This is a genomic window from Bacillus sp. FSL R5-0585 (assembly GCF_038004545.1).
Classification (GTDB): Bacteria; Bacillota; Bacilli; order Bacillales; family Bacillaceae_G; genus Bacillus_A; species Bacillus_A cereus.
In genome coordinates this window covers 121,624-146,348 of the sequence record NZ_JBBORJ010000001.1, presented here as the reverse complement: position 1 = coordinate 146,348, position 24,725 = coordinate 121,624, and the positions used below count along the sequence as shown (strand labels likewise).

Genomic DNA, 24,725 nt, shown 5'->3' with positions numbered 1-24,725 from the left:
ATCAACATGAATACACTGCTTGTCGGAATTAACGTTGCAGTCATGCTCATCTTAGTTGGCGTATTATATTATATGCAACGTAAGCATGTATCTTTTAATAAACGTGTATTTACCGCTTTAGGAGTCGGAATTTTATTCGGTCTTATATTACAATTTATTTATGAGCCAACTTCTAAAGTAATTATTGAATCAAATACTTGGTTTGGCTTAATCGGTAACGGTTATGTAAAATTACTTCAAATGATCGTTATGCCACTTATTTTAGTATCTATTATTTCAGCATTTACAAAATTACAGTTAACGAAAAATCTTGGTAAAATTAGTGGCCTTATTATCGGTATTTTAATTCTTACTACAGGAATCGCTGCAGCTGTCGGTATCGCTGCAAGTGCAGGATTTGATGTATCTGCAACAGGCCTACAACAAGGTGATGCAGAATCTGCTCGTCTGAAACTAGTTGAAGAAAGATTTACTTCTATTGAAAAGACAACAATTCCAGATAAATTATTAGAGCTATTGCCTACAAATCCGTTTCTTGATTTAACAGGCGCTCGTCCAACATCAACAATTTCTGTCGTAATATTTGCAGCCTTTATCGGCATTGCCTTTATAGGTGTAAAACGAAAATACCCAGAACAAGCAGAGCTATTTAAGAAAATGCTTGATGCTGTATATGCAATCGTAATGCGTATGGTAACATTAATTTTACGCCTTACTCCATACGGCGTATTAGCTCTTATGGCAAAAACAGTTGCTGGTAGCGATATAAATGCTATTTTAAAGCTTGGTAACTTCGTATTAGCCTCTTACGTAGCACTTATCGTAATGTTTATCATTCACTTATTATTAATTGCATTGTCTGGTTTAAATCCAATTCAATATTTGAAAAAAGTGTTCCCTGTACTAACTTTTGCATTCACATCTCGCTCTAGTGCTGGTGCGATGCCATTAAATATTGAAGCTCAAAAAGAAAAGCTTGGTATCTCCGAAGGAATTGCAAACTTCGCAGCTTCATTTGGGGTATCTATCGGACAAAACGGTTGCGCAGGTATTTATCCAGCAATGCTTGCAATGATGGTCGCTCCAACTGTAGGAATTGATCCATTACAACCACAATTTATTTTAACTTTAATCGCTGTTGTTGCTATTAGCTCATTCGGTGTTGCCGGAGTTGGTGGCGGTGCAACATTCGCAGCTTTAATCGTACTATCTACAATGAACTTACCAATCGGTATTGTTGCTCTAGTTATCTCGGTTGAGCCATTAATCGATATGGGTCGTACAGCTCTTAACGTAAGTGGTTCTATGACAGCAGGTCTTATTTCAAGTAAATGGCTTGGTGAATTAGATCAAGATACGTACAATCAAGATGATACAAAAACTGGTGAAATTGCTTCATAATGAAAAAAAGACGCTAACATACAATTGTTAGCGTCTTTTTTATTCCGTTCCCTCTTTATAGATCTTATCTTGAGAATTATCACTCCAAGTATTCTTCTAATTGCTCTTTTAACTCTTCCTCAATCTCATAACAAGATTCATCAGCGAGTTCTCCTACTTTCTTACTACCCAAAATGTTTGATTGAATTGGCATTCCTAAAAAGATTCTTTAACATCCTTAAATTGTAATATTGTGAAATTTAATCATCTCTTTTTCTTCATCTAATATAGCTATAGCAACTGTTGAATAATAACCCACCTCAAAGGGATTCTCTTTTTCTCTTGCAAATCCCATATCTAATTCCATGTTTTTTTCTATGTATAAATGCGAATACTCTTTATACAATTTAAGTGCCATTCGCTCTATTTCCTTCTCCATACATTGAATGTTCTCTTTTAACTCCAACGTAAACTCCTGTTCTTTATATTTCATTTTCGCCTCCTTAAACATAGAAAAAGAGAATACAATAATATATTCTCTTTCCTCAAATATATTTCATTATCTCACAGCCCGTCCTTTTCACAAATAACCATTTTGTTCGCACCATTTATGAAATTGTCCTACGTCTACTCCAACTAACACGATATCCTTTAGCTCTACATCAATAATTTGTTCTCCAATTACAATAGCAAACTGCGATGCTAATTTTGTCTCGTTTTTCTTTACAATTCCAATTCGGTTCCGATGCGGTCCATCTTTTATATATGCTTTTTGTCCTACAATATCAAAGTTCAAGATTCTCACCTCTTTTACTGCGCTCAAATTGGAAATACGATCTCCACCTCGGAAAATTTCCTTTCATTGCACTATTTCTCTATATATATGACGAAACAATAAAAGAGTCCTTCCTTCTTTACAATTATTTTTTCTTTGTTTCATTTTTGTGATTGAAACGTAAAGTTTATAATAAAATACACTTGGAAGCGCTTTCTATGTAATTTTTTATGTTATAATATAAAAGTAGAACTTCGTAAAGAGGGTTAAAAAAATGAATACAAAAATGATTAAAAAAGTAATTGAAGCATTAAAAGTATATGGCTTTCAGAATGTATCATTCTGTGACAAAACGAAGCAATTTTTATTTCATAACGAAACAGATATTATGAGCGGCTATGCAGAAATAACATATAGTAGTCAATTTGAAAAATTCAATGTACAAATTCATCCAATTGAAACACATCACCAAGCAGAGTTACAAGAGATTGAAAGACATATACAAGCTTGTATAAGAAAAGTGGAATATTTAAACGCACTTCTTACCGGGCAGACAAAACTAGATGATAAAATTATTATTATGTAAAAAAAGAACGTGATCCAATCACGTTCTTTTTTCATTATACGTTCATCTTTTCCTTTAGTTGTAATCCTGTAACAGATTCTAATACATCCATCGATTCTCCAAATGTCATATCAAAAATTGTCTTGTCCTCTATGTATGGAAACTGTCTGAAACGCTTTTCTAACACCTTCACAGCATCTGATGTAAAGTTTGCACTATCAATGCCAAATTCTGTTTCAAGAAGAACAATCCAATCTAACACATGAAAACCTAATCCATTGACGAATGAAATCAATTTTTCTTCTGGGTTTGAAGATAAGAATACTTGGCGTTCCATCTCACTAAAAAGTTCTTCTCCTAAGATTTCAGCTAACTCATCATCATGTTCACGTTCAACAAGTTCTTCGTAGCCGTAATCATCCACAAGCTCTTCTACTTCTTCACTATCCTGACAAAGCAATTGACTAAGAAGTGCCTCTTTCTTAAATTCACTATTTTGTACGACTTCTAAAAAGCTCGTTTCCCATCCATTTTCTAATTTCATATTATGTACTCCTTTATATACGTTTCTTATCATCACTGTACCCAAAAGATCACTTTTATAACCTTTTAGGTAGTTACTATTATTTCACATGATTCATAACATAAGATGCAAACTCAGCTACATCTCCTTCAAAAATATTTATTTCTGGCAAGTGATAGAACGTTGTTTGGAGCGGGTTTCCTGCATGATATACATATATCATTTTCTCTAGTGCAATCGCCATTCCAAACTCTGTATGGCTCCCGTTTCCGCCATCTAATATAAGTAAAAATACATCCGCTTCTTTTACAGCATTTTGTTCTGCCTGACCAATTTCTCTTAATTGTTCTTCATTCGCTGCTCTTTCATTTTTGGTCCAATCATATGTATGGTGCCATCCTGCATGTTTCAGTTCATTTGCTACGGAACGTACAAGATGTTTATTTTGGAAACCTGAGGCGATATAAAAATTCATTTATATACACTCCTTCATTATGTATGGGGAAACTCCTTTTTAGCGTTATTTGTTATAGCTACAATAAAGAACAACTTCAAAAAAAATCCCCATCTTTAAAACTTATTTGCGTTTAAATGATGGGATGCTTCATGGTCTTCTTTTATTTTTTGTTTTTTATAACTTTCATCAGCTAACATTTCTAGTTCAGCTGTTATCTCTGACTTTTCAAGCTCTCTTTCTTGCGAAAATTTCCTTGAAATATAAACAATAACACTACCAACGTACAACACAAAGCATATAATAAGTGCAGTATTTTCATAGAGACTTAGCTCCAACACAGTCACTCCTAATCCATTCGTATTTTCACGCCTCATTAATTGGAATTTCCCTATTAACCCATTTGTTATCCCGCTATTTGAGGGCAGTAAGACTCCCTCCTCAAAATTCAGTAACAGTAAAGAAGTTAGATGTGGGATGCACCCAACTGATTAAAGTTTCACTTTATTGTAACATAAAAATATCAATTCTTGGAATCTTTCACCCTACTAAAAGAGGCATGATTGTTTCATCATGCCTCTGAAATATTTTGAATGATTGTTTTAATTGCTTCTTTTCCATTATATTTTTTTAGTGCTGTTTTATACTTCTCATTATTTTGACTTAATTCTTCGACATACTTTATAAGAGATTTTACATTTACATCTTCTTCATATAATACGGAGGCATATCCTTGTCTTTCAAAGGACTCTGCATTTAATATTTGATCTCCACGGCTTGCAAATTTCGATAATGGAATTAAAACCATCGGCTTTTGTAATGTTAAAAATTCAAAAATTGCGTTGGAGCCCGCGCGTGAAATAACAAAATCTGTTACCGCTAATATATCTGGCAGTTCTCCATGTACATATTCAAATTGTCTATATCCTTCTTTATTTTGTAAACTTTCATTAAGGTTACCTTTTCCGCAAAGGTGAACAATTTGATATTTTTTCAGAAGTTCTGGTAACGCGGATCGAACCGTTTCATTAATTTTTTTTGCGCCCAAACTTCCTCCCATAATCGTAATAACTGGCTTTTTACGTGAAAAGCCTAAAAATGCTAAACCTTTTTCACGATTTCCCTTTAGTACTTCTTCACGTACAGGAGATCCTGTATAAATTACTTTTTCTTTCGGTAAATGTTTCGCAGCTTCTTCAAATGTAACAAATATTTTCGAAGCAAAACGAAGCGCAATTTTGTTTGCTAGTCCTGGCGTCATATCAGATTCATGTAATAAAACTGGTACTCTATTTAGCCATCCGCCAATTACGACTGGTACAGATACGAAACCGCCTTTTGAAAAAATCACATCTGGTTTTAGTTTTCGAATTCTTACATACGCATCCATAACCCCCTTCATTACAAGAAAAGGATCTTTTATATTTTTTAAATCAAAATAACGACGTAGCTTTCCACTCGAAATACTATAGTAGGGAATGCCTTCCTTTTCTATAATCGTTTTCTCAATACCTTGGTGAGAACCAATATAAGAGATATCCCAGTTGTCTTCCTGTAAATATGGGATAATGGCTAAATTAGGTGTTACATGTCCTGCCGAACCGCCACCTGTAAAGACTATTTTCTTCATACGTCTCCCCCTTCTAGACTATAATACACTAAAATATCTTGCCTCAGGGTGAGAAAATACCATAGCCGTTACGGACGCTTCTGGCTCCATCATGAATCCTTCTGTTAATGAAATACCTATTTCCTCTGGATGAATTAAGCGAAATAGCTTTTCTTGATCTGCAAGTTCTGGACACGCCGGATAACCAAATGACACTCGTATTCCTCTATATTTCGTACGGAAACGTTCTTCCATCGTCAGTTCAGGTGAGTCCGGAATGCCCCAGCGGTCACGAATGAGCATATGTGTTTTTTCAGCAAGTCCTTCCGCTAATTCAAGCGCTAACGATTGAATGGCATGACTACGTAGGTAATCACCTTTCGCCTTCCACTCTTCAGCAATATCCCGAACTCCTTCCCCAACCGTAACAGATAAGAAAGCAACATAGTCCATCTCATCTCCTATTGGGCGCAAATAATCACCTAAAGTACGATAGGGAGCCTTTCCTTGTCTAGGGAATGTGAAACGCTCTATAACACGCGTATGATCTTCTGGATCATATATTACAATGTTTTGTCCGTCGCTTTGCGCTGGGAAAAATTGATACACTGCTTTCGGCTTTAACCAAGATTGTCCTTCCTGCAATAATTCATCTATTAAATCATTTAATTCATGTGCTCTCTTATCTCCCTCTTTCAAAAGCTTCTTCACATTTCCTTTTAATCCAAGGTGATGCCCAAGTAGCATTTGTCTATTCAGAAATGGTGCGAGATGAAGGGCGGGAACATCTCGTAATACAATTCGTTTTGTTGAATCAGGCACCATAACCTCTGATTTTGGTAATGGCTCAATTACTGCTGGAATTTCTACTTTCTTCTCCTCTTTTTTTACGATATGAAGATGACGTTCTTTTTTATCCTGCTTCATCTTCTCACGCTCTTCTTCTTTTTGAAGCTTATTAATAATATCGAGCCCCGTCATCGCATCACTCGCATAACAAACGAGTCCTTTATATGATGGTGAAATCCGATTATCTGTAAACTTTCTCGTTAACGCTGCACCACCTACAACAATGGGCACATCAATATTTGCCGCTTTTAAATCTTCAGCAGTCGTTACCATTTGTTGCGCTGATTTTACTAATAAACCTGAAAGGCCTATAATGTCCGGCTTCTTTTCTTGTACTTCTTGAACAATTCGATCCGAACGTACATTAATTCCTAAATTAATAATCTCATATCCGTTATTCGCTAAAATAATTTCAACGAGATTTTTCCCAATATCATGCACGTCACCTTTTACAGTTGCTAACAATACTTTCCCTTTTTTCGCACTATCACTAGATTCCATATGTGGCTCTAAATAGCTTACAGCGGCTTTCATACTTTCGGCACTTTGCAATACTTCAGCAACAATAAGTTCATTATTATTAAATAGTCGTCCTACCTCGTCCATCCCTGTCATAAGCGGACCGTTAATAATATCAAGAGGTTTTCTTCCTTCTTCAAGTGCAAGACTTAAATCCTCGTGTAATCCTTGTTTCGTACCTTCTACAATATAATTTGCTAGTCTTTCATCAAGCGTTAACGTTTCTTGCACAACGACATCTTTCTTTTTAGCAACTCGGTAAAAGTTTGTAAATTCTTCTAACGTCTCTTTCGTCGTTTCAAACAGTAATGCATCTGCAAGGCGTTTTTCTTCCTCTGGAATCGACGCATAGCGTTCTAATTTTTCCGTATTCACAATCGCGTAATCTAATCCTGCTTTCGTAGCGTGGTATAAAAAAACTGAATTTAATACTTCACGTCCAGCCGGTGGTAAACCAAATGATATGTTACTTACACCTAAAATCGTTAAACACTCTGGTAACGCTTCTTTAATAAGGCGAATTCCTTCTATAGTCGCTGCCGCTGAGCCAATATATTCTTCATCACCTGTCCCTACTGGAAACACAAGTGCATCAAAAATAATATCTGACGGGCGTATCCCATACTTCTTTGTAAGTAATTCATAGCTTCTTTTCGCAATTTCTATCTTTCGTTCCGCACTAACCGCCATACCGTCTTCATCAATTGTTCCTACAACTATAGCGGCACCATACTTCTGAAGAAGCGGTGTCACTTTTTTAAATCGTTCTTCTCCATCTTCTAAATTAATTGAATTAATAACAGCTTTTCCTTGAATATAAGTAAGAGCTCGCTCCATCACATTTTCATCTGTTGAATCAATCATAATCGGTACTTTTAATACTTTCGTAACTTCTGCTAAGAAGTTTTCCATATCTTCTATTTCATCGCGATCAGGATCTGCCATACAAATGTCAATAATATGAGCATTTTTCTTCACTTGCGCTCTTGCCACTTCAGCAGCCTCTTCAAATTTCCCTTCTGCTACTAAGCGTTTAAATTTACGTGACCCAATAACATTCGTTCTTTCACCTACAAATAACGGTCTCATAGACTCATCATATTGCAGTGCTTCTAATCCACTAATTCCATGTCCTTCTCTCTCATGATGGTCACGAGGCTTAAGAGATGCTAGCGCGGATTTCATTGCTTTTATATGTTCTGGTGTCGTGCCACAACAACCACCAATAATATTAACCCATCCTTCTTCAGCAAATCGCTTCACCTTTTCAGCAAGAGAAGATGGAGATTCATGGTAATGTCCATCTTCATCAGGAAGACCTGCATTTGGATAACAAGAAATGTAACACTCCGATAAATCAGATAGTGAACGAATATGGTCCCTCATAAACTCCGGACCAGTCGCACAGTTTAACCCAACAGATAATGGTTTCATATGTTCTACTGATAAATAAAAAGCTTCAATTGTTTGCCCAGCCAGAGTCGTTCCCATTGGCTCAATCGTTCCTGAAATCATAATAGGAACCGTTTTTTTCAGTTCTTCAAAAGCGGCTTGAATTCCAATATAAGCTGCTTTCACGTTACGCATATCTTGACTCGTCTCAACGAGTAATACATCAACTGCTCCTTTTAATAATCCTCGTGCCTGCCTTGTATAAGCCTCAATCAATTCTTCAAAAGTCACACCACCTGTAACACTAATTGCTTTCGTTGTTGGTCCCATCGCTCCCGCAACATATACTTCCTTCCCGCTTTCTTTAACAGCTTGCTTCGCCAAAAGTGCTGCCTTTTCATTTAGTTCTTCATCTAAATGAGACAGATCATAATCACTTAGTACAATATTCGTTGCCCCAAATGTATTTGTTTCAATAATATCCGCTCCAGCTTCAATATAAGCTTTATGAATCTTTAAAATAACGTCTGGTCTTGTTTCCACTAAATATTCATTACAGCCCTCGTACTCTTCTCCTCCGAAATCTTCAGCAGTTAAATCCTCTTGCTGAATCATTGTCCCCATTGCACCATCTAATATTAAAATGCTATTTTTTAATTTTTCTTCTATACACTTCATCAATTAATACCTTCTTTCACTTCTTGCTTTTCTCTTACATATTTAACAAGATGTTCTGTAATTTCATACTTTAAAAATGGTGTAATAAGATAAATACCATTAAAATATTTCATCGCTGCGTCGACCAATTCTTGTGAAATGCGGATCCCTTCCTCAATTGCTGCCTCTTTCGTTTCATGTCCATCCATTCTCTCTCTTATTTCTTCAGGAAGAGTAATACCCGGCACCTCAAAATGAAGAAAATCTGCATTCCGCTTACTTACTAACGGCATAATTCCAATAAAAATAGGTTGTTCCAAATGCTTTGTCGCTTCATACACTTCTTCAATTAACTTGATATCGTAAATTGGCTGAGTTAAAAAATACTCCGCTCCAGCATCTATTTTTCGTTCCATTCGCTTAACCGCTGCTTTTAAGTGCCTCACGTGAGGATTAAATGCGCCGCCTACAGAAAACCTTGTCGCCGGTCCAATTGATTTCCCTAAAATTGAACGTCCATCGTTCATTTCTTTAATCATTTTAATAAGCTCAATAGAGGATAAATCATATACAGAAGTGGCACCGGGAAAATCACCAACGCGCGCTGGATCACCAGTTAAAGCTAACACTTCTTCCATCCCTAACGCCGATAAACCTAACAAATGAGATTGTAGTCCAATGACGTTATGATCTCTACACGTTAAATGCGTCAATACTGGGATATCATGCTTCGTTAATAACGCACCCATCGCCATATTAGAAACACGAGGCGATGCTAATGAATTATCTGCTAGAGTAATAGCATCTGCTCCCGCTCTTTTTAACGCTCTTGCTCCTTCAAAAAAACGCTGTGTATCTAACGTTTTCGGTGGATCTAATTCCACTACAACTGTCGTTTGTTTTTTCGCTTTCTCTGCTAGAGTGACGTGAGCCTTCGAACGTTTCTCATGCGTATGAACGACTTTCGGCCTTTGAATCGTGTCTTTTTCTATTACAGGGGTAATATTCGCAACAGCGCGCTTCATACTTTGAATATGTTCTGGAGTCGTACCACAACAACCACCCAATAACCGAATACCTTGCTCAATAAATCTCGGTGTCATCGCTTCAAAATAAGCTGGGCTTCCCTCATATACGTAACGTCCATCCACATAATTCGGGAGGCCTGCATTTGGGTATGCTGATAAATAGCCATTTTGAGGAATCGATATCATTTTGAAAGCTTCCGTCATATGAAGCGGCCCTAGTTGACAATTCAACCCAACAACATTTGCACCGTAATCTATAAGTTGCTTTAATATTTCATTGACATCATTTCCATTTTGAGTCGTACCTGCTTCATGTAACGCTAATTGCGCAACAATTGGAATATTCGTTTGCTTACGCAATACTTTAACGGCATGAAGTAATTCAAATTCATCGTAAAAAGTTTCTAATAGTAATCCATCAACCTGTTCTTCTAGTAAAGCCCCTGCCTGTTCAAGTAACATAAACTCTCTTTCCATATCAGTCGTTGTAACAGCTCCGATATGTTTCATACCACCAATTGTTCCTAAAATTGCATTTTTATCTGTCACAGATGCTTTCGCCAGTTTTACTGCCGCTCTATTAATTTCTGTAACTTGATTTTCTAAACCATACATACGTAATTTCGCCTCATTTGCTCCATACGTATTCGTTTGAATTACATCTGCTCCAGCAGCTACATATTGTTTATGAATCGATATAATTAAGTCTGGATCAGATACATTCAATTCTTCAAAGCTACTTTGCAAACCATGTGAATGCAATAACGTCCCAACCGCACCATCACCTATTACAATTCCTTTTGATAATAAATCTAGTAATTTCACGACTCTCCCTCATTTCTATCAATATAAAAACCCCCTCTTCACTTTGAAGAGGGGGACATAATCGTTCCTCCTCTTATTATGCAAAACATTCGTTTTGCAGGTATTAGCACCGTTTCAAACATTTCGTTTGAAGGTTGCCGGGTTTCACAGGGCCTTTCCCTCCACCGCTCTCAATAAGAGTTGTCTTTATTATTTTATTTATGTAGCTAAAAGGAAATGCGTTCCCCTTTTAACAATGTTTGTTAATTTTTTAATAAATTTAGCATGCACAAAAGTAAAAGTCAATGACACTTGCGGAAAAATAAAAATTATTTAAAATAAAGTTGCAATTCAGTTATATTTTATTGTAAAGTTAAAAACATAATAAAAATTTCATACGAACATTCTTATCTAGAGAGGTAGAGGGACTGGCCCTGTGACGCCTCAGCAACCATTAACATTTTGTTAATAAGGTGCTAATTCCAGCAAATTGTGAAAGATTTGACAGATGAGAAGAAGACTCTATTCAAACCGAAAGCCTTCTTCTTAGAAGGCTTTTTTTATTTTATATTCACTTAATGTTTCAATTTAAAAAGGAGGAATTTTCACATGTCAACAATCGAAACAAAACTAGCACAAATCGGAAATCGCAGTGAAACTACAACTGGAACGGTTAATCCACCAGTTTATTTCTCAACCGCTTATCGTCACGAAGGAATTGGTAAATCTACTGGCTTTGACTATTCACGAACTGGCAATCCAACTCGCGGTCTTTTAGAACAGGCGATTGCAGACTTAGAATATGGCGAACAAGGTTATGCCTGTAGTTCAGGGATGGCGGCTGTTCTCCTCGTCCTTTCTCTATTCCGCTCTGGAGACGAACTTATTGTATCTGAAGATTTATACGGGGGAACGTATCGATTATTTTCTGAGCATGAAAAAAAGTGGAATGTTCGATGTAGATACGTAAATACACAGTCTATTAAACAAATTGAGCAAGCTATCACAACTGAAACGAAGGCTATTTTCATAGAAACTCCAACTAATCCATTAATGCAAGTTACTGATATTGCTGCTGTCGCAACTGTAGCGAAAAGGAACGGACTACTTCTTATTGTAGACAACACTTTCTACACACCTTATATACAGCAACCATTAACAGAAGGTGCTGACATTGTACTTCATAGCGCAACGAAATATTTAGGGGGACATAACGATGTACTAAGCGGGCTTGTCGTTGCAAAAGGAAAGGAACTTTGCGAGGAAATCGCTCATTATCATAATGCATCAGGTGCAGTTTTAAGCCCATTTGACTCATGGTTATTAATTCGCGGTATGAAAACGTTAGCGCTTCGCATGAGGCAACATGAAGAAAATGCGAAAGCAGTTGTTGCGTATTTAAATGATGAGGACGGGGTGACAGATGTATTTTATCCAGGAAGAGGTGGCATGATCTCATTCCGCCTTAAAGATGAAGCTTGGATTAATCCATTCTTACAATCTTTATCCTTAATTACATTTGCCGAAAGTCTTGGTGGTGTAGAAAGTTTAATGACTTATCCAGCAACGCAAACACATGCTGATATTCCTGAAGAAATTAGAACAGCAAACGGCGTATGCAATCGTCTTCTTCGATTCTCAGTTGGCATTGAAAATAGTAACGATTTAATTCAAGACTTAAAGCAAGCAATTAAACTCGTAAAAGAAGGTGTAAGAATATGAGCTATTCTATAGATACACTCTTACTACACAACCAATATAAACACGACTCGCAAACAGGCGCTGTGAACGTTCCTATTTATAACACATCAACTTTTCACCAGTTTGATGTAGATACGTTCGGAAAATATGACTATAGCAGGTCAGGAAATCCAACTCGTGAAGCTCTTGAAGATATCATTGTTTTATTAGAAGGCGGAACAAAAGGATTCGCCTTTGCATCAGGCATTGCAGCGATTTCCACTGCATTCCTCCTTCTTTCACAAGGTGATCACGTACTCATTTCAGAAGATGTGTACGGAGGCACTTACCGAGTGATAACTGAGGTACTCTCCCGTTACGGTGTTTCACATACATTTGTTGATATGACCAATTTAGAAGAAATAAAACAAAACATTAAACCAAATACAAAGCTCTTTTATGTAGAAACACCTTCTAATCCACTTTTAAAAGTGACAGATATTCGCGAGGTTTCTAAACTCGCAAAATCTATTGGCGCTCTTACTTTTGTTGATAATACATTTTTGACACCACTATTCCAAAAACCACTTGAACTTGGAGCTGATGTCGTTCTTCATAGTGCTACAAAATTTATTGCTGGTCATAGTGATGTTACTGCCGGATTAGCAGTAGTAAAAGATTCAGAACTCGCTCAAAAGCTTGGATTTTTACAAAATGCATTCGGTGCTATTTTAGGACCTCAAGATTGTTCTCTCGTACTTCGCGGTCTAAAAACATTGCATGTACGCCTCGAACATTCAGCTAAAAATGCCAATAAAATCGCACATTATTTACAAGAGCACTCTAAAGTAAAAAATGTCTATTATCCGGGATTACAAACTCATCTCGGATTTGATATTCAACAATCTCAAGCAACATCAGCTGGAGCGGTCTTATCGTTTACTTTGCAGTCAGAAGATGCACTCCGCAAATTTTTATCAAAAGTAAAATTACCTGTTTTTGCAGTTAGTTTAGGAGCTGTAGAGTCAATTCTTTCTTATCCAGCAAAAATGTCACATGCAGCACTGTCGCAAGAAGCTCGTGATAAAAGAGGAATCTCTAATTCATTACTTCGGTTATCAGTCGGTCTTGAAAATGTTAACGATTTAATATCCGATTTTGAAAATGCCCTTTCTTATGTAGAAGAACCTGTAAATGCATAGAGAAAAAGAAGATATGAGATTAGGTTTTCATATCTTCTTTTTATGCGGTTTAGTTATATTCATTTGAATTTCTTCTTTTCTTATAGTCCATAAAAAATAAAAGTATATCATCTATTTCTAAATAATGGATTAATTGATATATTAAGAAATAAAAAGGGGTGAAAATAATGGATACTTGTGCAGATATTTTAATCGTTATCGATTTACAAAATGGCGTATGTTATAGCGAGGAGCATTTATTTGATTTACAGAACTTACTAACAAAAGTAAATAAAAGAATTTCTTCATATAGAAAATTAAATAAACCAATCCTTTTTGTTCAACATTGTGATGATGATTTAGTACCCGAGAAAGAACTTTGGGCTATTCATACCGATCTAGATGTTCAAGAACAAGATTTTTTTGTAAGAAAAACACATGCAAATTCATTTTATAAAACAAACTTAAAAGAAATTTTAGATCAATTATCTGTAAATCGCATTGAATTTTGTGGCGCCCAAACAGAGTACTGTATGGATGCAACGATTAAGTTTGCCCACGGACTAGGATACGAAAACTTTATGGGACAGAAAACAACCTCTACGTTGAATAATCCTTTTATGTCCGCAAAAGAGACAATTGATTTTTATGAGAACATATGGAATCACAGATTTTTAACGTTGCTAAAAGATGAATTTTAGAATAAATGACTAATGACTTGATCATCCTAAGATTTATCAGCCGTAATCAAATATTTCATTATCACCATAAAGAAGCGAATGACATTCAGCTTCTTTTCTTTTAACCTGTTTTATATTCTATATATATCATTATAATTCCTTTGTCATATTATTTTAAAAATTTCGTATATTCATTTGAAAGAATAAGAAAATCATGATAAAATTGTGTTACAAATATATCTATATCTTTCAATTTTTAAAACGCATCGAAATTTTCACCCAAAAATGTCATTTTACAAAAACATGCTAATTTACCTATTTTATTTACATCCGGGTCTCTTTTCTTACAATTTCTTTACTTTAGGACTTTTTTTCTGCAACAACTATTTTCTTTTCTTTAAATTTTTGGTATGTATAGTATGGTATAATAGCTCACACGGAGGTGGAAAAGAACATGTTAGAAACCTTTCAAAAAGAATTAGAACTATATGAAAGTAATGCAGAATTATTAAAAGTGCTAGCTCATCCTGTTCGTTTATGTATCGTAAAAGGATTAATCGAGCGCGGTCCAAGCAACGTTTCTACAATGTATACTGGCTTAAACATGCCACAATCTACAATTTCACAGCATTTAGCAAAATTAAAAAGCGCTAAAATCGTTTCTAGTGAAAGAAAAGGATTGGAAATTTATTACAAAGTAGAGAGTGAAACAATCATTCAACTTGTTCGTGTATTATTAGGTTAGGGACTAATAATCGCAGAAAAAGAACGTATTCTATATTTTTCATCTCATATCTTTAATATAAATATATATCATGAGAGGAAATATATAATACTACATAAGTCGTATTAAAAAACAAGACACAGTATATACTGTGTCTTGTTTTTTATATTGTTACATACTGATCCAAATGTAAATGTTGCATATCTTTTGTATGTATAACAACATCAAACGAACTCCCTACTCCTCCATTTAAAATCATAGAACGAACTGCTCGATTTTGTTTTTGCGTTTCAGAAAAAGGATTCGTGTCTTGATGGCTCGTAAGCTGTTCTAATATCCCTGCAGCTAACAAGAACTCAGATTGTTTCTTATGCCATACTGCACTCATTCCTTGCATACTAAACATCTCCTTTAGCTCGTCCCAATGAACATGAGTAGTAAGATCCATTTCACCTGGATGCGCTAGTGGGTTACGCATTAGCTTATGCTGATAATATCCTCGCAAACTTCCTTCGCGGTGTGCTGGATGCATCCATTCTTCTTTTGTGTATCCGTAATCAACTGTAATACATATACCTTTTTGAAACCATTTCGAAATTTCTTTTATATACTCCTCCATAACAATTGGTACTTCAAAACGTTGCCCTTCAGCAATATGAATATTATATTTCAATAAATAGCGACCAATTCTTTTATTTAACGGCCTACATACTTCTGAAAGGTTTCCTTCCTCTGTATATGTAATACGTACTTCATACAATATACCATTTCTTTTCTCAATTACTTCAACAGGAAATGCATCAAACAACTCATTCGAAAAAAGAATTCCCTCGAAAGAATCTCCCATTTCACTATAGGAGGTATAGTACGATACATTAGAAAATGAGCCAAGTTGCTCCTGCTGTAATTTCCTATGAAAAGGGCTCACTTCAATCATTGAATAGTTTAAATTAATAAAGGTGTTTGGAGATAATTGCTTCCATTCTTGTAAAACATCATAGGCAAACTTCCCTGTTCCCCCACCAACCTCACAAATATTCGAAGCAACTTCACCATTTTCAACAAGACGAATAAAAAGTTTAGCAAAAGTTTTTGCAAAAACAGAGGATACATTGCTACTTGTAAAAAAATCCCCTTGTCTTCCAATCTTTTCACGTTCTTTCATATAATATCCATGACCCTCCGTATACAATACAAGGTTCATATACGTACTATATGAAATTGAATAATCCTTTTCTTTCCCCATCCATTCTCTTAAAATGAGCTCCATTCCCATAATGACTCCTTATTGTAAAAACGGATTATTTTCTTTTTCAAAGCCAATGCTTGTTTCTGGACCATGTCCACATAACACCGCTGTTTCATCTGGTAATACAAATAATTTCTCTTCAATACTTCCAATTAATTCAGCAAAACTGCCACCAGGCAAATCTGTTCTTCCAATGCTCATTTGGAACAATACATCTCCTGAGAATACAGCATTCGCTTCTTTACTATAATAAGAAATACTTCCTGGAGAATGTCCTGGTGTCTCAAAAATTTCAAAATTAAATGATCCAATTGTTAATGTACCTTCTGCATCAATAATATGATCCGCTGGTTTTGCTGTAATACTGCGGTTCATCATAAAAATTTGAGAGCCGTTTACAGTTGCATCTCCTAACCAATCTGCTTCTTCTTTATGTACGTACACAGGAATATGAAAAGCGTCTCTTACGGCATCAACAGCACCGATATGATCAAAGTGAGCATGTGTTAATAAAACAGCCAATGGTTTTAATTGTTCTTCTTGTAAATATGTAACGAGCTTTTCACCTTCATGACCAGGGTCAAAGATAATGCACTCTTTTTGATCGTTCATTAAAATATAAGCATTTGTTTGTAATGGGCCTAACGGCATTTGTATCCATTTCATATAAAAATCTCCTCCAGTTATTAAAAACTTACTTTTAATGATACAACATTTCTTTCTCTGAGGAAAAGAAAGGATGCTATCTCGACAATCATTTTTAAAACATGTACAATATAAAAGAGTAAATATTCCAAAAACTCATAATAAGAAATGGGTAGACAGAGGAGGATATTGTATGGGCCTTGTTATTATTTTTACACTTGTCACTCTGTTAGCTGTATTTGCTACGCTTAGAACACTTCGTGAAAAAAACTTTTTCGCGAGCGGCTTTGCAATTGCAACTGTACTCGTTTTCGGATGGTTTACGATCATGACTGTTCTATATAACGGGTATCCACCAGCAGCTTAATTCGTTTACACTTTATTCTTCATCGAGATTTTACACAAAAAGAGGAAGGGTTCCCCCTTCCTCTTTTCATATTTCACAACTTATATCATCTTCGCTTCGTATTTGTGCTTTTTTACAAGCCAAGCTCCTCCGATAACACCTGCATCATTACCAAGTGTTGCAATAGCTAACTTCGTGCTCTTTACAGCACGTGAGAAAGCGTATTGCTCGAAATAGCGTTGAATTGGTTCTAATAACGCATCTCCAGCTTTAGACACGCCTCCACCAATAACAATTTTCTCTGGGTTCAATGTACTAGAAAGGTTCGCTACAGCTAATCCTAAATAAGAAGCTACTTTTTCTACTACTTCACCTGCTAATTCATCACCTTGTCCAAGTGCTTCAAAGACATCTTTTGATGTAATACGTCCTTCTTCAGCTAACATAGAACGCAACATGCTCTCTTTATTAGTCTCTTGTATTTTTTGCATAGCAACACGTACAATACCTGTCGCAGATGCTACTGTTTCTAAGCAACCAGACTTCCCGCAATTACATGGGAAAGCATTTTCTGTAACGACTGTAATATGTCCAATCTCACCAGCAGCACCACTCACGCCGTGTACAATCTCACCATTGGCGATTACACCACCACCAACGCCCGTACCAAGTGTCATACAGATTAAATCTTTTGCACCTTCACCAGCACCTTTCCACATTTCACCAAGCGCTGCTAAATTTGCATCATTATCAATAACAACAGGTAATCCTGTTTCTACTTCTAATAAATCTTTTAGCGGATAGTTTTTCCATCCTAAATTAACCGCTTCATAAATCATTCCAGACGCCACATGTACAGGACCAGGAGCTCCCATACCAATACCAATTAATTTGCTCTTCAATTCGCCTAATTCTTCTAGCTTTTTATCAATTGCTTTCGCAACATCAAGTGTAATATGTTTTCCTTGCTCACCTGTATTCGTAGGGATTTCCCACTTATGTAAAATTTCACCGTATACATTAATAAATGCTAATTTAATCGTTGTACCACCAAGGTCAACACCAACTAACCATTTCTCTTCCATGTTGCTTACCTACCTTTATCTAATTCTTATTTAGCTCTTTTTGAATTTCTTGCTTCAATAAAAATAAAGCTGTTTGATAGTCTTGTGGATCGATTAGCTGTGATTGATTTAATTCACGCAATTCATCTTGCATTAATTGTAAATCTGCAATTCGATCTCCCGTATAAATAATCGTACCAAATTTCTTTAGCAATTGCTGAATATCATAAATAGATACCATTTCATCACCCTCTATGCTCACTTACTATAAAAAATTATAATAAGAAAACGTTCACATATTTTATTATAATCAAGAAGAAAAAGTCTCGTCAATTTTTATTTGTCTATACAAGCTTATTTATAAGCAGTGTTCCTTTTTCTGTAATAATTTTTTCTATGTTTTTATCAAATGGCTCTACTGGAATGTGTTTTACCATTTGAAAATCATACGCTAATGACAGCGTTTTCCCTTTATAATGCACGAGATAACGATCATAATAGCCACCGCCATACCCAATTCGCTCTCCTCGTTCTGTATAAGCTACGCCTGGGACAATTTGAAGATCAATTTCATCCATATTCACTTCTTCCGTAAGCCCGGGAATCGGTTCACGTAAATTCATATACACCGTTTCTAATTGATCAAAATTATTAATTTGCCGGAAGGACATCGTTCTAGTTCCTTTATTACACTTAGGAACTACAACTTTCTTTCCTTCTTCCCAAGCTTTTTCGATAATAGGATATGTATTCACTTCATTTTCCATTGAAAGAGTAATTCCAATTGTTTTAGCTTCAACCCACTCTTTTTGCGCATACAACGAAAATGCAATCTGTTCTGATAAAGTTGTATACTGTTCTTCTGATAAAGAATTCATGTGTTCTATTATTTGTTTACGTAAACGTACTTTCTCTGCTTTCACACATTCTCCCCCTTACAGTGACACTTTACTCTATGCTGATAGTGTATCACTTTTAACATAGGAATCGAATAAAAAAAGAAACAGTAGGAAAATATTCCTACTGCTTACTTTGTTTCACGGTGTAACGTAGACTTCTTGTCACGCTTGCAATACTTTTTAAGCTCGATACGCTCAGCGTTGTTACGTTTATTTTTCTTTGAGATATAGTTACGATCTCCGCATTCTGTACATGCTAGAGTAATATTCACACGCATTCTTATTTCCCTCCAGTACTAATAACTTAAATCAGACTATACTATAATACCACTTTTAAAATAAAAATTCTACACCTTTTGATATTGTCTAATTTTTTCTATAAGATTTTTCATATTTTCCCTTGCTATTACTGGGTTTCTAGCATGTGAATACACCAAAAATTTTGGTTGTTTTGTGTCAGAAACGATATAAGACCACTCTTTTTCAGTATATTTGAACTGTACTCCTTCAAATATACCTTCTCCCTTCCTTTCTATATCATCCAATAATTTCCTCATAATTTCCCCTTTTTCATTCCATGAACATACCACTTCATCATAAAGTAAATAGAGCGGAGGTGATTGCTCTACTATGCTGAGAAACGTTTTTCCTTGCAATGCTATTAGCTCGAATAATTTTCCAATCCGATATAAAATATCTCGCTTCCACCTTACTTGAAACGACTTTCTTTCATCCTGCGTATAAAATAGAAGATAACATTCTCCTAACTTCAAAGACATTGGGTAAATATTTCCTGTCGATTCGAGTAAGAAATCTGGAATATCTACCTCTTCCAAATCTGTACCTTGGTAAATATTACTATGTTTATCGTATAACTCGAAATGATTTCCTTGCTCAGAAAACATAAGAGCCATATTCGCTTTACTTGATTTCATCAAAGCTTTCACATGATCTTTTTGTTCGCTTGCATAAATCCATGTAACTGTACAACCAAGCCTTTGCAGAAAGAGCATGAGTAAATGTTGCAACGTATCATTTCTCTTATTAATAAGAAGATGAAACTTCTGCATCTGTATTTTCTCGATATCAATATGCTCCAATATAACTTCTATATACTCATTCATAGAAACATGAACGAGCTTATTACGCCCCATTTCTTTCTCATGCACGTAATAAAACAATTCGGACATATATACTTGTTCTATCTCTTTTTGCTGCTTATACGTTAACGGCATGCCAGCTTGACCGTATAACTTTATAACAATCTCATTCTCATTCTCCACTTGAATGAAAACACCACCTGCACATTTCAACTGGTGAACACTATATTGAAAAAGTGACTCGTTCATTTCTTTACATTCCATCGTATGAATCCCTATACCATGAATAGCATGTAAAAATAAATTTTTATAAGAGGTTGTTTCTATATTTTCTTGACTTCCAATTAATATACTTTCTCCTTTTTTAAAAAGAGAACCATACGCCATCGCAATCTTCACGATAAACTGGGGAGTAATTTCAACATTCCCTCTTCCTACAATGCGGCTTTTTTGTAACCACCCTGCACTCATTTCACTCTCTTGAATACCAGCCGCTCCTACTATCGAATGACTATCAATCGCCTTATAAGGCCATAGTTTTCCTTTTTGCTTAATTACCGTACTTCTTCCGATATGACAGTGATCCGCTACAACACTTTTTTGAAACAGTGTAACATCATCTTCAACTATTGTACGCTCTCCTATTGTCGTTTCTAATAGTTCACAATACTTCCCAATGTGGGCATTTGCAAAAACAATACTTTTTTGAAGATGAGAATAATTTGAAACGATACTATTTTTCCCAATAATAGAATATGGCTCAATTACAGCTCCTGTACCAATCTTTGCTCCTTCTCCAATAAAAGAGGGGCCATGAATTTTCGTCCCTTTACCAATCGTCACCCCTTCTCCCATCCATACCATCGGTAATACTTCTGTATAAGGAATAGGTACTTGTAACTTTTTCGTTAACAAATCAAATTGTGCTTGTCGATATTGATTAAATGTGCCGATATCTAACCAATAACCTTCTGACAAATATGCGAATAACACATTTTTGTTTGCCAATAACGGAAACACATCATGACTGAAATCAAAAAATTGCCTAGGCGGTATGTAAGAAAAGATTTCTGGCTCCATAATATATATGCCTGTATTCACGACATTAGATACTACCTCATTCCAGCCCGGCTTTTCTATATATCGTGTAACCTCCTGGTCTTTATTCATTACAACCAATCCAAATGAGAGTGGATTTTCTACTTCTTTCACAAACATTGTTACCATTCTTTTCTTTTGTTCATGAAACCTAATTCCTTCTGATAATTGAAAGTCAGTTAATGCATCCCCGCTTATCACAACAAATGTTTCATCTAAAAATTGTTCTGCTTGTTTAATACTCCCTGCTGTGCCAAGCGGAGGAGAGTCTTCAAAATAATACAAGTTAACTCCCCATTTACTACCGTCACCAAAATATTGCTTAATGGTCGTACTCATATATTGAACAGTAATTGCAATTTCACGAATACCATGCTGGCGTAATAACTCAATATTATATTCTAAAACTGGTTTTTCTAATAATGGTAACATCGGCTTTGGAGTATTACATGTTAATGGTCTAAGGCGCCTTCCTTTTCCTCCAGCTAAAATAACCCCCTTCATATACTTCAGCCTCCACTTATATAATGTTCAGTAACTCCATATACCATATGTATATTCCCTATCCCACATGAACTAGCAGCATAAACTTGATTAGTTAAACACATCCTCATTTAGAAGACTATATAATTAAATTTCTAACCTATAAAAACGTACATTTCAAACAACAAGAAAGCGCTTACTATAAATTGGTAAATAATACTTATTAACGACAAACATATATACTAATTTTTCCATTACATTATGATACATCTTATCATCATAAACTAAAGGAAACAACGAGCTTTTTTTGTCATGTTTTGACTAAAAAAAGCAGGTGATTTCTCATCACCTACTTTCATTCCTACTCATTCAATAAATAATGCTTTCCTTTTACTAAATAAAAGACATTTTCAGCAATATTTGTAATATGATCTGCTACACGCTCAATATATCTCGCGACAAATGATAATTGTGTAATTTGCGTAATTGCTTCTGGTTGTTCCGGAACTGAAGATATAAACTCACGAATTGCTTTTCCATATATTTCATCAACGGAATCATCCATTTCAGCAATTTGTTTCGCAAAAGTTAAATTTTCTTGTTCATATGCTTCTAACGCTAAATGCAACATCTCATTTGCAACCGCAAACATTTCATCTAGGTTGTGCAAACTAACAGCCACTTCTTTTTCCCCAAGACGAATTGTAGCCTTTGCAATATTAACAGCATGATCTGCAATGCGCTCTAAATCTGTCGCTGTTTTAATTGAAATAAAAATCCTTCTTAAGTCACTTGCTACAGGTTGCTGCTTCGTAATGAGCATAAGCGCAAGATCGTTTATTTCCTCTTCTAAATTATCCATGCGGTAATCACCATCAATGACCTCTAACGCTTTCTCTACATCTCTTGTATGCAGACCTTCCATAGCAATCAATAAAGCCGCATTTGCTAATTCTCCAAGCTCAATCACCTTTTGCTGTAACGCTTTTAAATCACCTTGGAACTGTTCTCTTACCATTTTTCTTCCCCCTCAATATTATGTGCCATTATATAAAAGTGAAACTTTAATCAACCCTCATCAATCGGGATTTGATAGGCAGCAAGATCCCCTCCCTAACTTCTTTGCTTTCGCTAAATTTTAAGGTGGGGGTCTTACTGCCCGCAAATAGCGGGGTAAATCTCCTACATAGCCTCTTACGCTTGTAATAAAACTTAAGATAAGGAGAAGTATTACTTCTTTATTAACAGTAAGATAAAATAAGAAATGCCCTCTGTTAAGAGGGCATTTGCTCTTAGCTTTGAAACGATATCAACCAAAGCGACCTGTAATATAATCTTCTGTACGCTTATCTGAAGGAGTCGTAAATAATTTGTTTGTATCTGTATACTCCACAACTTCCCCGCTTAAGAAGAAAGCTGTTTTGTCTGAAATACGCGCTGCTTGTTGCATATTATGCGTTACGATAACAATACTAAAATCTTTCTTTAGCTCTTGAATTAATTCTTCTACTTTTAATGTTGAAATTGGGTCTAATGCCGATGTTGGCTCATCCATTAAAATAACGTCTGGCTCAATAGCTAAGCAGCGTGCGATGCATAGACGCTGTTGCTGTCCACCAGATAAACCGTATGCATTATCGTGCAAACGATCTTTTAACTCATCCCAAATCGCTGCTCCACGTAAACTTTTTTCAACAATTTCATCTAATGTCTTTTTGTCACGAATACCATGGATTTTTGGACCGTATGTTACATTCTCATAAATAGATTTTGGAAATGGATTTGGCTTTTGGAACACCATTCCTACATGCGTTCTTAATTCTTCAACTGGATATGATTTATCAAATATATTGCGTTCTCTATACTCAATTACACCTGTAGTTCGAACGATCGGTACTAACTCTACCATGCGATTTAATGTTTTTAAGTACGTTGATTTACCACAGCCACTTGGACCGATAATGGCTGTAACTTCATTCTCATGAATACTTAAATTAATATCTTTTAAAGCATGGTCTTCCCCGTACCATAAATTTAAGTTTTTCGTATCAAATACTACCTTCTTTGGCGCAGTCTCGATTTTCTCTTCGTTTTTCACCTGTACATTTACTACTGTTGCTACCATTTGAATTCCCCTTTCATCCACTTCCAACTTATTTTCGATTTCGTAACCATAAAACAAATATATTGATAAATAGCAACAAACCTAACAAAACAATCATCCCAGCTGCTGCTACATACTGAAATTCTTCTTGTGGCCTACTCATCCAATTAAAAATTTGAATTGGTAGAACTGTAAATCTATCAAACATACTAAATGGAACATAATTTGCAAACGCAAGTGCCCCAATAACTAATAGTGGTGCAGCCTCTCCAATTGCTCTTGATATCGCTAACGTACAGCCCGTTATAATCCCTGGGAAAGCATATGGCAATACAATTTGATACATCGTTTGCCACTTCGTAGCACCTAATCCGTAAGAACCCTCTAATAAAACACTTGGTACTGATCGAATTGCTTCTTGACTCGCCACAACAACTGTTGGTAAAACGAGTAGACTCATCGTCAATGCTGCTGCAACTATACTCTCTCCTAAATGAAGAGCATATACAAAAATAGTTAAACCAAGCAATCCAAATACAACGGACGGTACTCCTGCCAACGTTTGATTATTAATCTCTATTATTTTTTTAAATAGAGATTCCTTCGCATATTGCTCTAAATAAAGTGCTGTTCCAACTCCAAATATAAAAGAAACAGGTATAACAATACTCATAAATAATATTGTCCCTGACAAAGCTGCAGCAATACCAGCTTCTTTCGGATTACGTGAAGCGAAATTTGTAAAGAAATCTATTGAAAGATAACTTATACCTTTTTCAACAATTTGAAACAGTAACAAAAACAAAATTACGATTGAAAATAAAATTGCTATATAAAATAACAATTTGTAAATTCGATCTTTTAAAAAGCGTGATGCCATATTTTTTTGTATTTTTTTATGATTCAACATTCGCATA

At 35.5% G+C, this 24,725-nt stretch carries 25 protein-coding genes and 2 riboswitches; of the genes, 7 read left to right on the top strand and 18 right to left on the bottom strand.

Annotated elements, in window-relative coordinates; genetic code table 11:
• The first annotated feature begins 6 nt into the window (after positions 1-6).
• A complete protein-coding gene (locus MKY38_RS00770; RefSeq protein ID WP_001094344.1) occupies positions 7-1,401 on the top strand; it encodes an L-cystine transporter in 1,395 nt (464 codons plus the stop codon).
• A gap of 217 nt (positions 1,402-1,618) precedes the next feature.
• Here MKY38_RS00770 and MKY38_RS00765 read toward each other — a convergent pair whose 3' ends face one another.
• The gene (locus MKY38_RS00765) at positions 1,619-1,891 is read right to left on the bottom strand and encodes a hypothetical protein (RefSeq protein ID WP_338132696.1); all 273 of its coding nucleotides are present in this window, start codon (positions 1,889-1,891) and stop codon (positions 1,619-1,621) included.
• Between the two features lie 69 nt (positions 1,892-1,960).
• Positions 1,961-2,176 (bottom strand): DUF3912 family protein, encoded by a 216-nt coding sequence (locus MKY38_RS00760; protein WP_001008326.1) that lies wholly within the window; start codon positions 2,174-2,176, stop codon positions 1,961-1,963.
• Between the two features lie 253 nt (positions 2,177-2,429).
• Between MKY38_RS00760 and MKY38_RS00755 the strand changes: the two genes are divergently transcribed.
• Positions 2,430-2,741, top strand: coding sequence for a hypothetical protein (locus tag MKY38_RS00755; protein ID WP_065222860.1), 312 nt, complete (start codon positions 2,430-2,432; stop codon positions 2,739-2,741).
• A 34-nt stretch (positions 2,742-2,775) separates the two neighbouring features.
• On the opposite strand, the gene MKY38_RS00750 is transcribed toward MKY38_RS00755, so the two are convergent.
• From MKY38_RS00750 to MKY38_RS00725, 6 genes are all read right to left on the bottom strand, one after another.
• Positions 2,776-3,264 carry a hypothetical protein gene (locus tag MKY38_RS00750; protein WP_000764267.1) on the bottom strand — a complete coding sequence of 163 codons (489 nt, stop codon included), beginning with the start codon at positions 3,262-3,264 and terminating at the stop codon, positions 2,776-2,778.
• Between the two features lie 79 nt (positions 3,265-3,343).
• A complete protein-coding gene (locus tag MKY38_RS00745; RefSeq protein ID WP_065222859.1) occupies positions 3,344-3,718 on the bottom strand; it encodes a nucleoside 2-deoxyribosyltransferase in 375 nt (124 codons plus the stop codon).
• 95 nt (positions 3,719-3,813) lie between these two features.
• The gene (locus MKY38_RS00740) at positions 3,814-4,074 is read right to left on the bottom strand and encodes a DUF3966 domain-containing protein (protein WP_001250699.1); all 261 of its coding nucleotides are present in this window, start codon (positions 4,072-4,074) and stop codon (positions 3,814-3,816) included.
• A 194-nt stretch (positions 4,075-4,268) separates the two neighbouring features.
• The gene (murG, locus tag MKY38_RS00735) at positions 4,269-5,327 is read right to left on the bottom strand and encodes an undecaprenyldiphospho-muramoylpentapeptide beta-N-acetylglucosaminyltransferase (protein ID WP_065222858.1); all 1,059 of its coding nucleotides are present in this window, start codon (positions 5,325-5,327) and stop codon (positions 4,269-4,271) included.
• A gap of 18 nt (positions 5,328-5,345) precedes the next feature.
• Complete coding sequence (metH, locus tag MKY38_RS00730; RefSeq protein WP_065222857.1) at positions 5,346-8,744, bottom strand: methionine synthase; 3,399 nt, start codon at positions 8,742-8,744, stop codon at positions 5,346-5,348.
• Positions 8,744-10,576, bottom strand: a complete 1,833-nt coding sequence (locus tag MKY38_RS00725; RefSeq protein WP_000770352.1) for a bifunctional homocysteine S-methyltransferase/methylenetetrahydrofolate reductase — start codon at positions 10,574-10,576, stop codon at positions 8,744-8,746. The genes metH and MKY38_RS00725 overlap by 1 nt, the downstream gene beginning before the upstream one ends.
• A gap of 70 nt (positions 10,577-10,646) precedes the next feature.
• A riboswitch (SAM riboswitch) is annotated at positions 10,647-10,756 on the bottom strand.
• A gap of 203 nt (positions 10,757-10,959) precedes the next feature.
• Positions 10,960-11,070, top strand: a riboswitch (SAM riboswitch).
• A 94-nt stretch (positions 11,071-11,164) separates the two neighbouring features.
• Between MKY38_RS00725 and metI the strand changes: the two genes are divergently transcribed.
• The 4 genes from metI (at position 11,165) to MKY38_RS00705 (ending at position 14,841) form a co-directional block, all read left to right on the top strand.
• Complete coding sequence (metI, locus tag MKY38_RS00720) at positions 11,165-12,277, top strand: cystathionine gamma-synthase/O-acetylhomoserine thiolyase (protein ID WP_000103897.1); 1,113 nt, start codon at positions 11,165-11,167, stop codon at positions 12,275-12,277.
• The gene (metC, locus tag MKY38_RS00715) at positions 12,274-13,437 is read left to right on the top strand and encodes a cystathionine beta-lyase (RefSeq protein ID WP_065222855.1); all 1,164 of its coding nucleotides are present in this window, start codon (positions 12,274-12,276) and stop codon (positions 13,435-13,437) included. The genes metI and metC overlap by 4 nt, the downstream gene beginning before the upstream one ends.
• 167 nt (positions 13,438-13,604) lie before the next feature.
• Complete coding sequence (locus MKY38_RS00710) at positions 13,605-14,117, top strand: cysteine hydrolase family protein (protein WP_000379157.1); 513 nt, start codon at positions 13,605-13,607, stop codon at positions 14,115-14,117.
• A gap of 433 nt (positions 14,118-14,550) precedes the next feature.
• Positions 14,551-14,841 (top strand): ArsR/SmtB family transcription factor, encoded by a 291-nt coding sequence (locus MKY38_RS00705; protein ID WP_341047821.1) that lies wholly within the window; start codon positions 14,551-14,553, stop codon positions 14,839-14,841.
• Between the two features lie 142 nt (positions 14,842-14,983).
• On the opposite strand, the gene MKY38_RS00700 is transcribed toward MKY38_RS00705, so the two are convergent.
• Entirely contained in the window at positions 14,984-16,096 is a 1,113-nt protein-coding gene (locus MKY38_RS00700; RefSeq protein WP_000525152.1) for a class I SAM-dependent methyltransferase, read from the bottom strand.
• Positions 16,097-16,105: 9 nt separating this feature from the next.
• On the bottom strand, positions 16,106-16,735 hold the full coding sequence (locus tag MKY38_RS00695; protein WP_000871225.1) for an MBL fold metallo-hydrolase: 630 nt from the start codon (positions 16,733-16,735) through the stop codon (positions 16,106-16,108).
• Positions 16,736-16,907: 172 nt separating this feature from the next.
• Between MKY38_RS00695 and MKY38_RS00690 the strand changes: the two genes are divergently transcribed.
• Positions 16,908-17,081, top strand: coding sequence for a DUF2759 domain-containing protein (locus tag MKY38_RS00690; RefSeq protein WP_000524852.1), 174 nt, complete (start codon positions 16,908-16,910; stop codon positions 17,079-17,081).
• Positions 17,082-17,161: 80 nt separating this feature from the next.
• Here the strand turns inward: MKY38_RS00690 and glcK are convergent, their stop codons facing one another.
• The 8 genes from glcK to pstA form a co-directional block, all read right to left on the bottom strand.
• A complete protein-coding gene (glcK, locus tag MKY38_RS00685; protein WP_000391701.1) occupies positions 17,162-18,145 on the bottom strand; it encodes a glucokinase in 984 nt (327 codons plus the stop codon).
• Positions 18,146-18,164: 19 nt separating this feature from the next.
• Complete coding sequence (locus MKY38_RS00680) at positions 18,165-18,365, bottom strand: YqgQ family protein (RefSeq protein WP_000253699.1); 201 nt, start codon at positions 18,363-18,365, stop codon at positions 18,165-18,167.
• A 103-nt stretch (positions 18,366-18,468) separates the two neighbouring features.
• Positions 18,469-19,047 (bottom strand): 5-formyltetrahydrofolate cyclo-ligase, encoded by a 579-nt coding sequence (locus tag MKY38_RS00675; protein ID WP_000642750.1) that lies wholly within the window; start codon positions 19,045-19,047, stop codon positions 18,469-18,471.
• 104 nt (positions 19,048-19,151) lie between these two features.
• Positions 19,152-19,301, bottom strand: a complete 150-nt coding sequence (gene rpmG / locus MKY38_RS00670) for a 50S ribosomal protein L33 (RefSeq protein WP_001265616.1) — start codon at positions 19,299-19,301, stop codon at positions 19,152-19,154.
• Between the two features lie 69 nt (positions 19,302-19,370).
• Positions 19,371-21,725 carry a sugar phosphate nucleotidyltransferase gene (locus MKY38_RS00665; protein WP_000679335.1) on the bottom strand — a complete coding sequence of 785 codons (2,355 nt, stop codon included), beginning with the start codon at positions 21,723-21,725 and terminating at the stop codon, positions 19,371-19,373.
• Positions 21,726-22,065: 340 nt separating this feature from the next.
• Positions 22,066-22,722 carry a phosphate signaling complex protein PhoU gene (gene phoU, locus MKY38_RS00660; protein WP_000251240.1) on the bottom strand — a complete coding sequence of 219 codons (657 nt, stop codon included), beginning with the start codon at positions 22,720-22,722 and terminating at the stop codon, positions 22,066-22,068.
• A 291-nt stretch (positions 22,723-23,013) separates the two neighbouring features.
• Complete coding sequence (gene pstB / locus MKY38_RS00655) at positions 23,014-23,829, bottom strand: phosphate ABC transporter ATP-binding protein (RefSeq protein ID WP_000226686.1); 816 nt, start codon at positions 23,827-23,829, stop codon at positions 23,014-23,016.
• 28 nt (positions 23,830-23,857) lie between these two features.
• Positions 23,858-24,724 (bottom strand): phosphate ABC transporter permease PstA, encoded by an 867-nt coding sequence (gene pstA / locus MKY38_RS00650; RefSeq protein WP_001242557.1) that lies wholly within the window; start codon positions 24,722-24,724, stop codon positions 23,858-23,860.
• Position 24,725 lies beyond the last annotated feature (1 nt).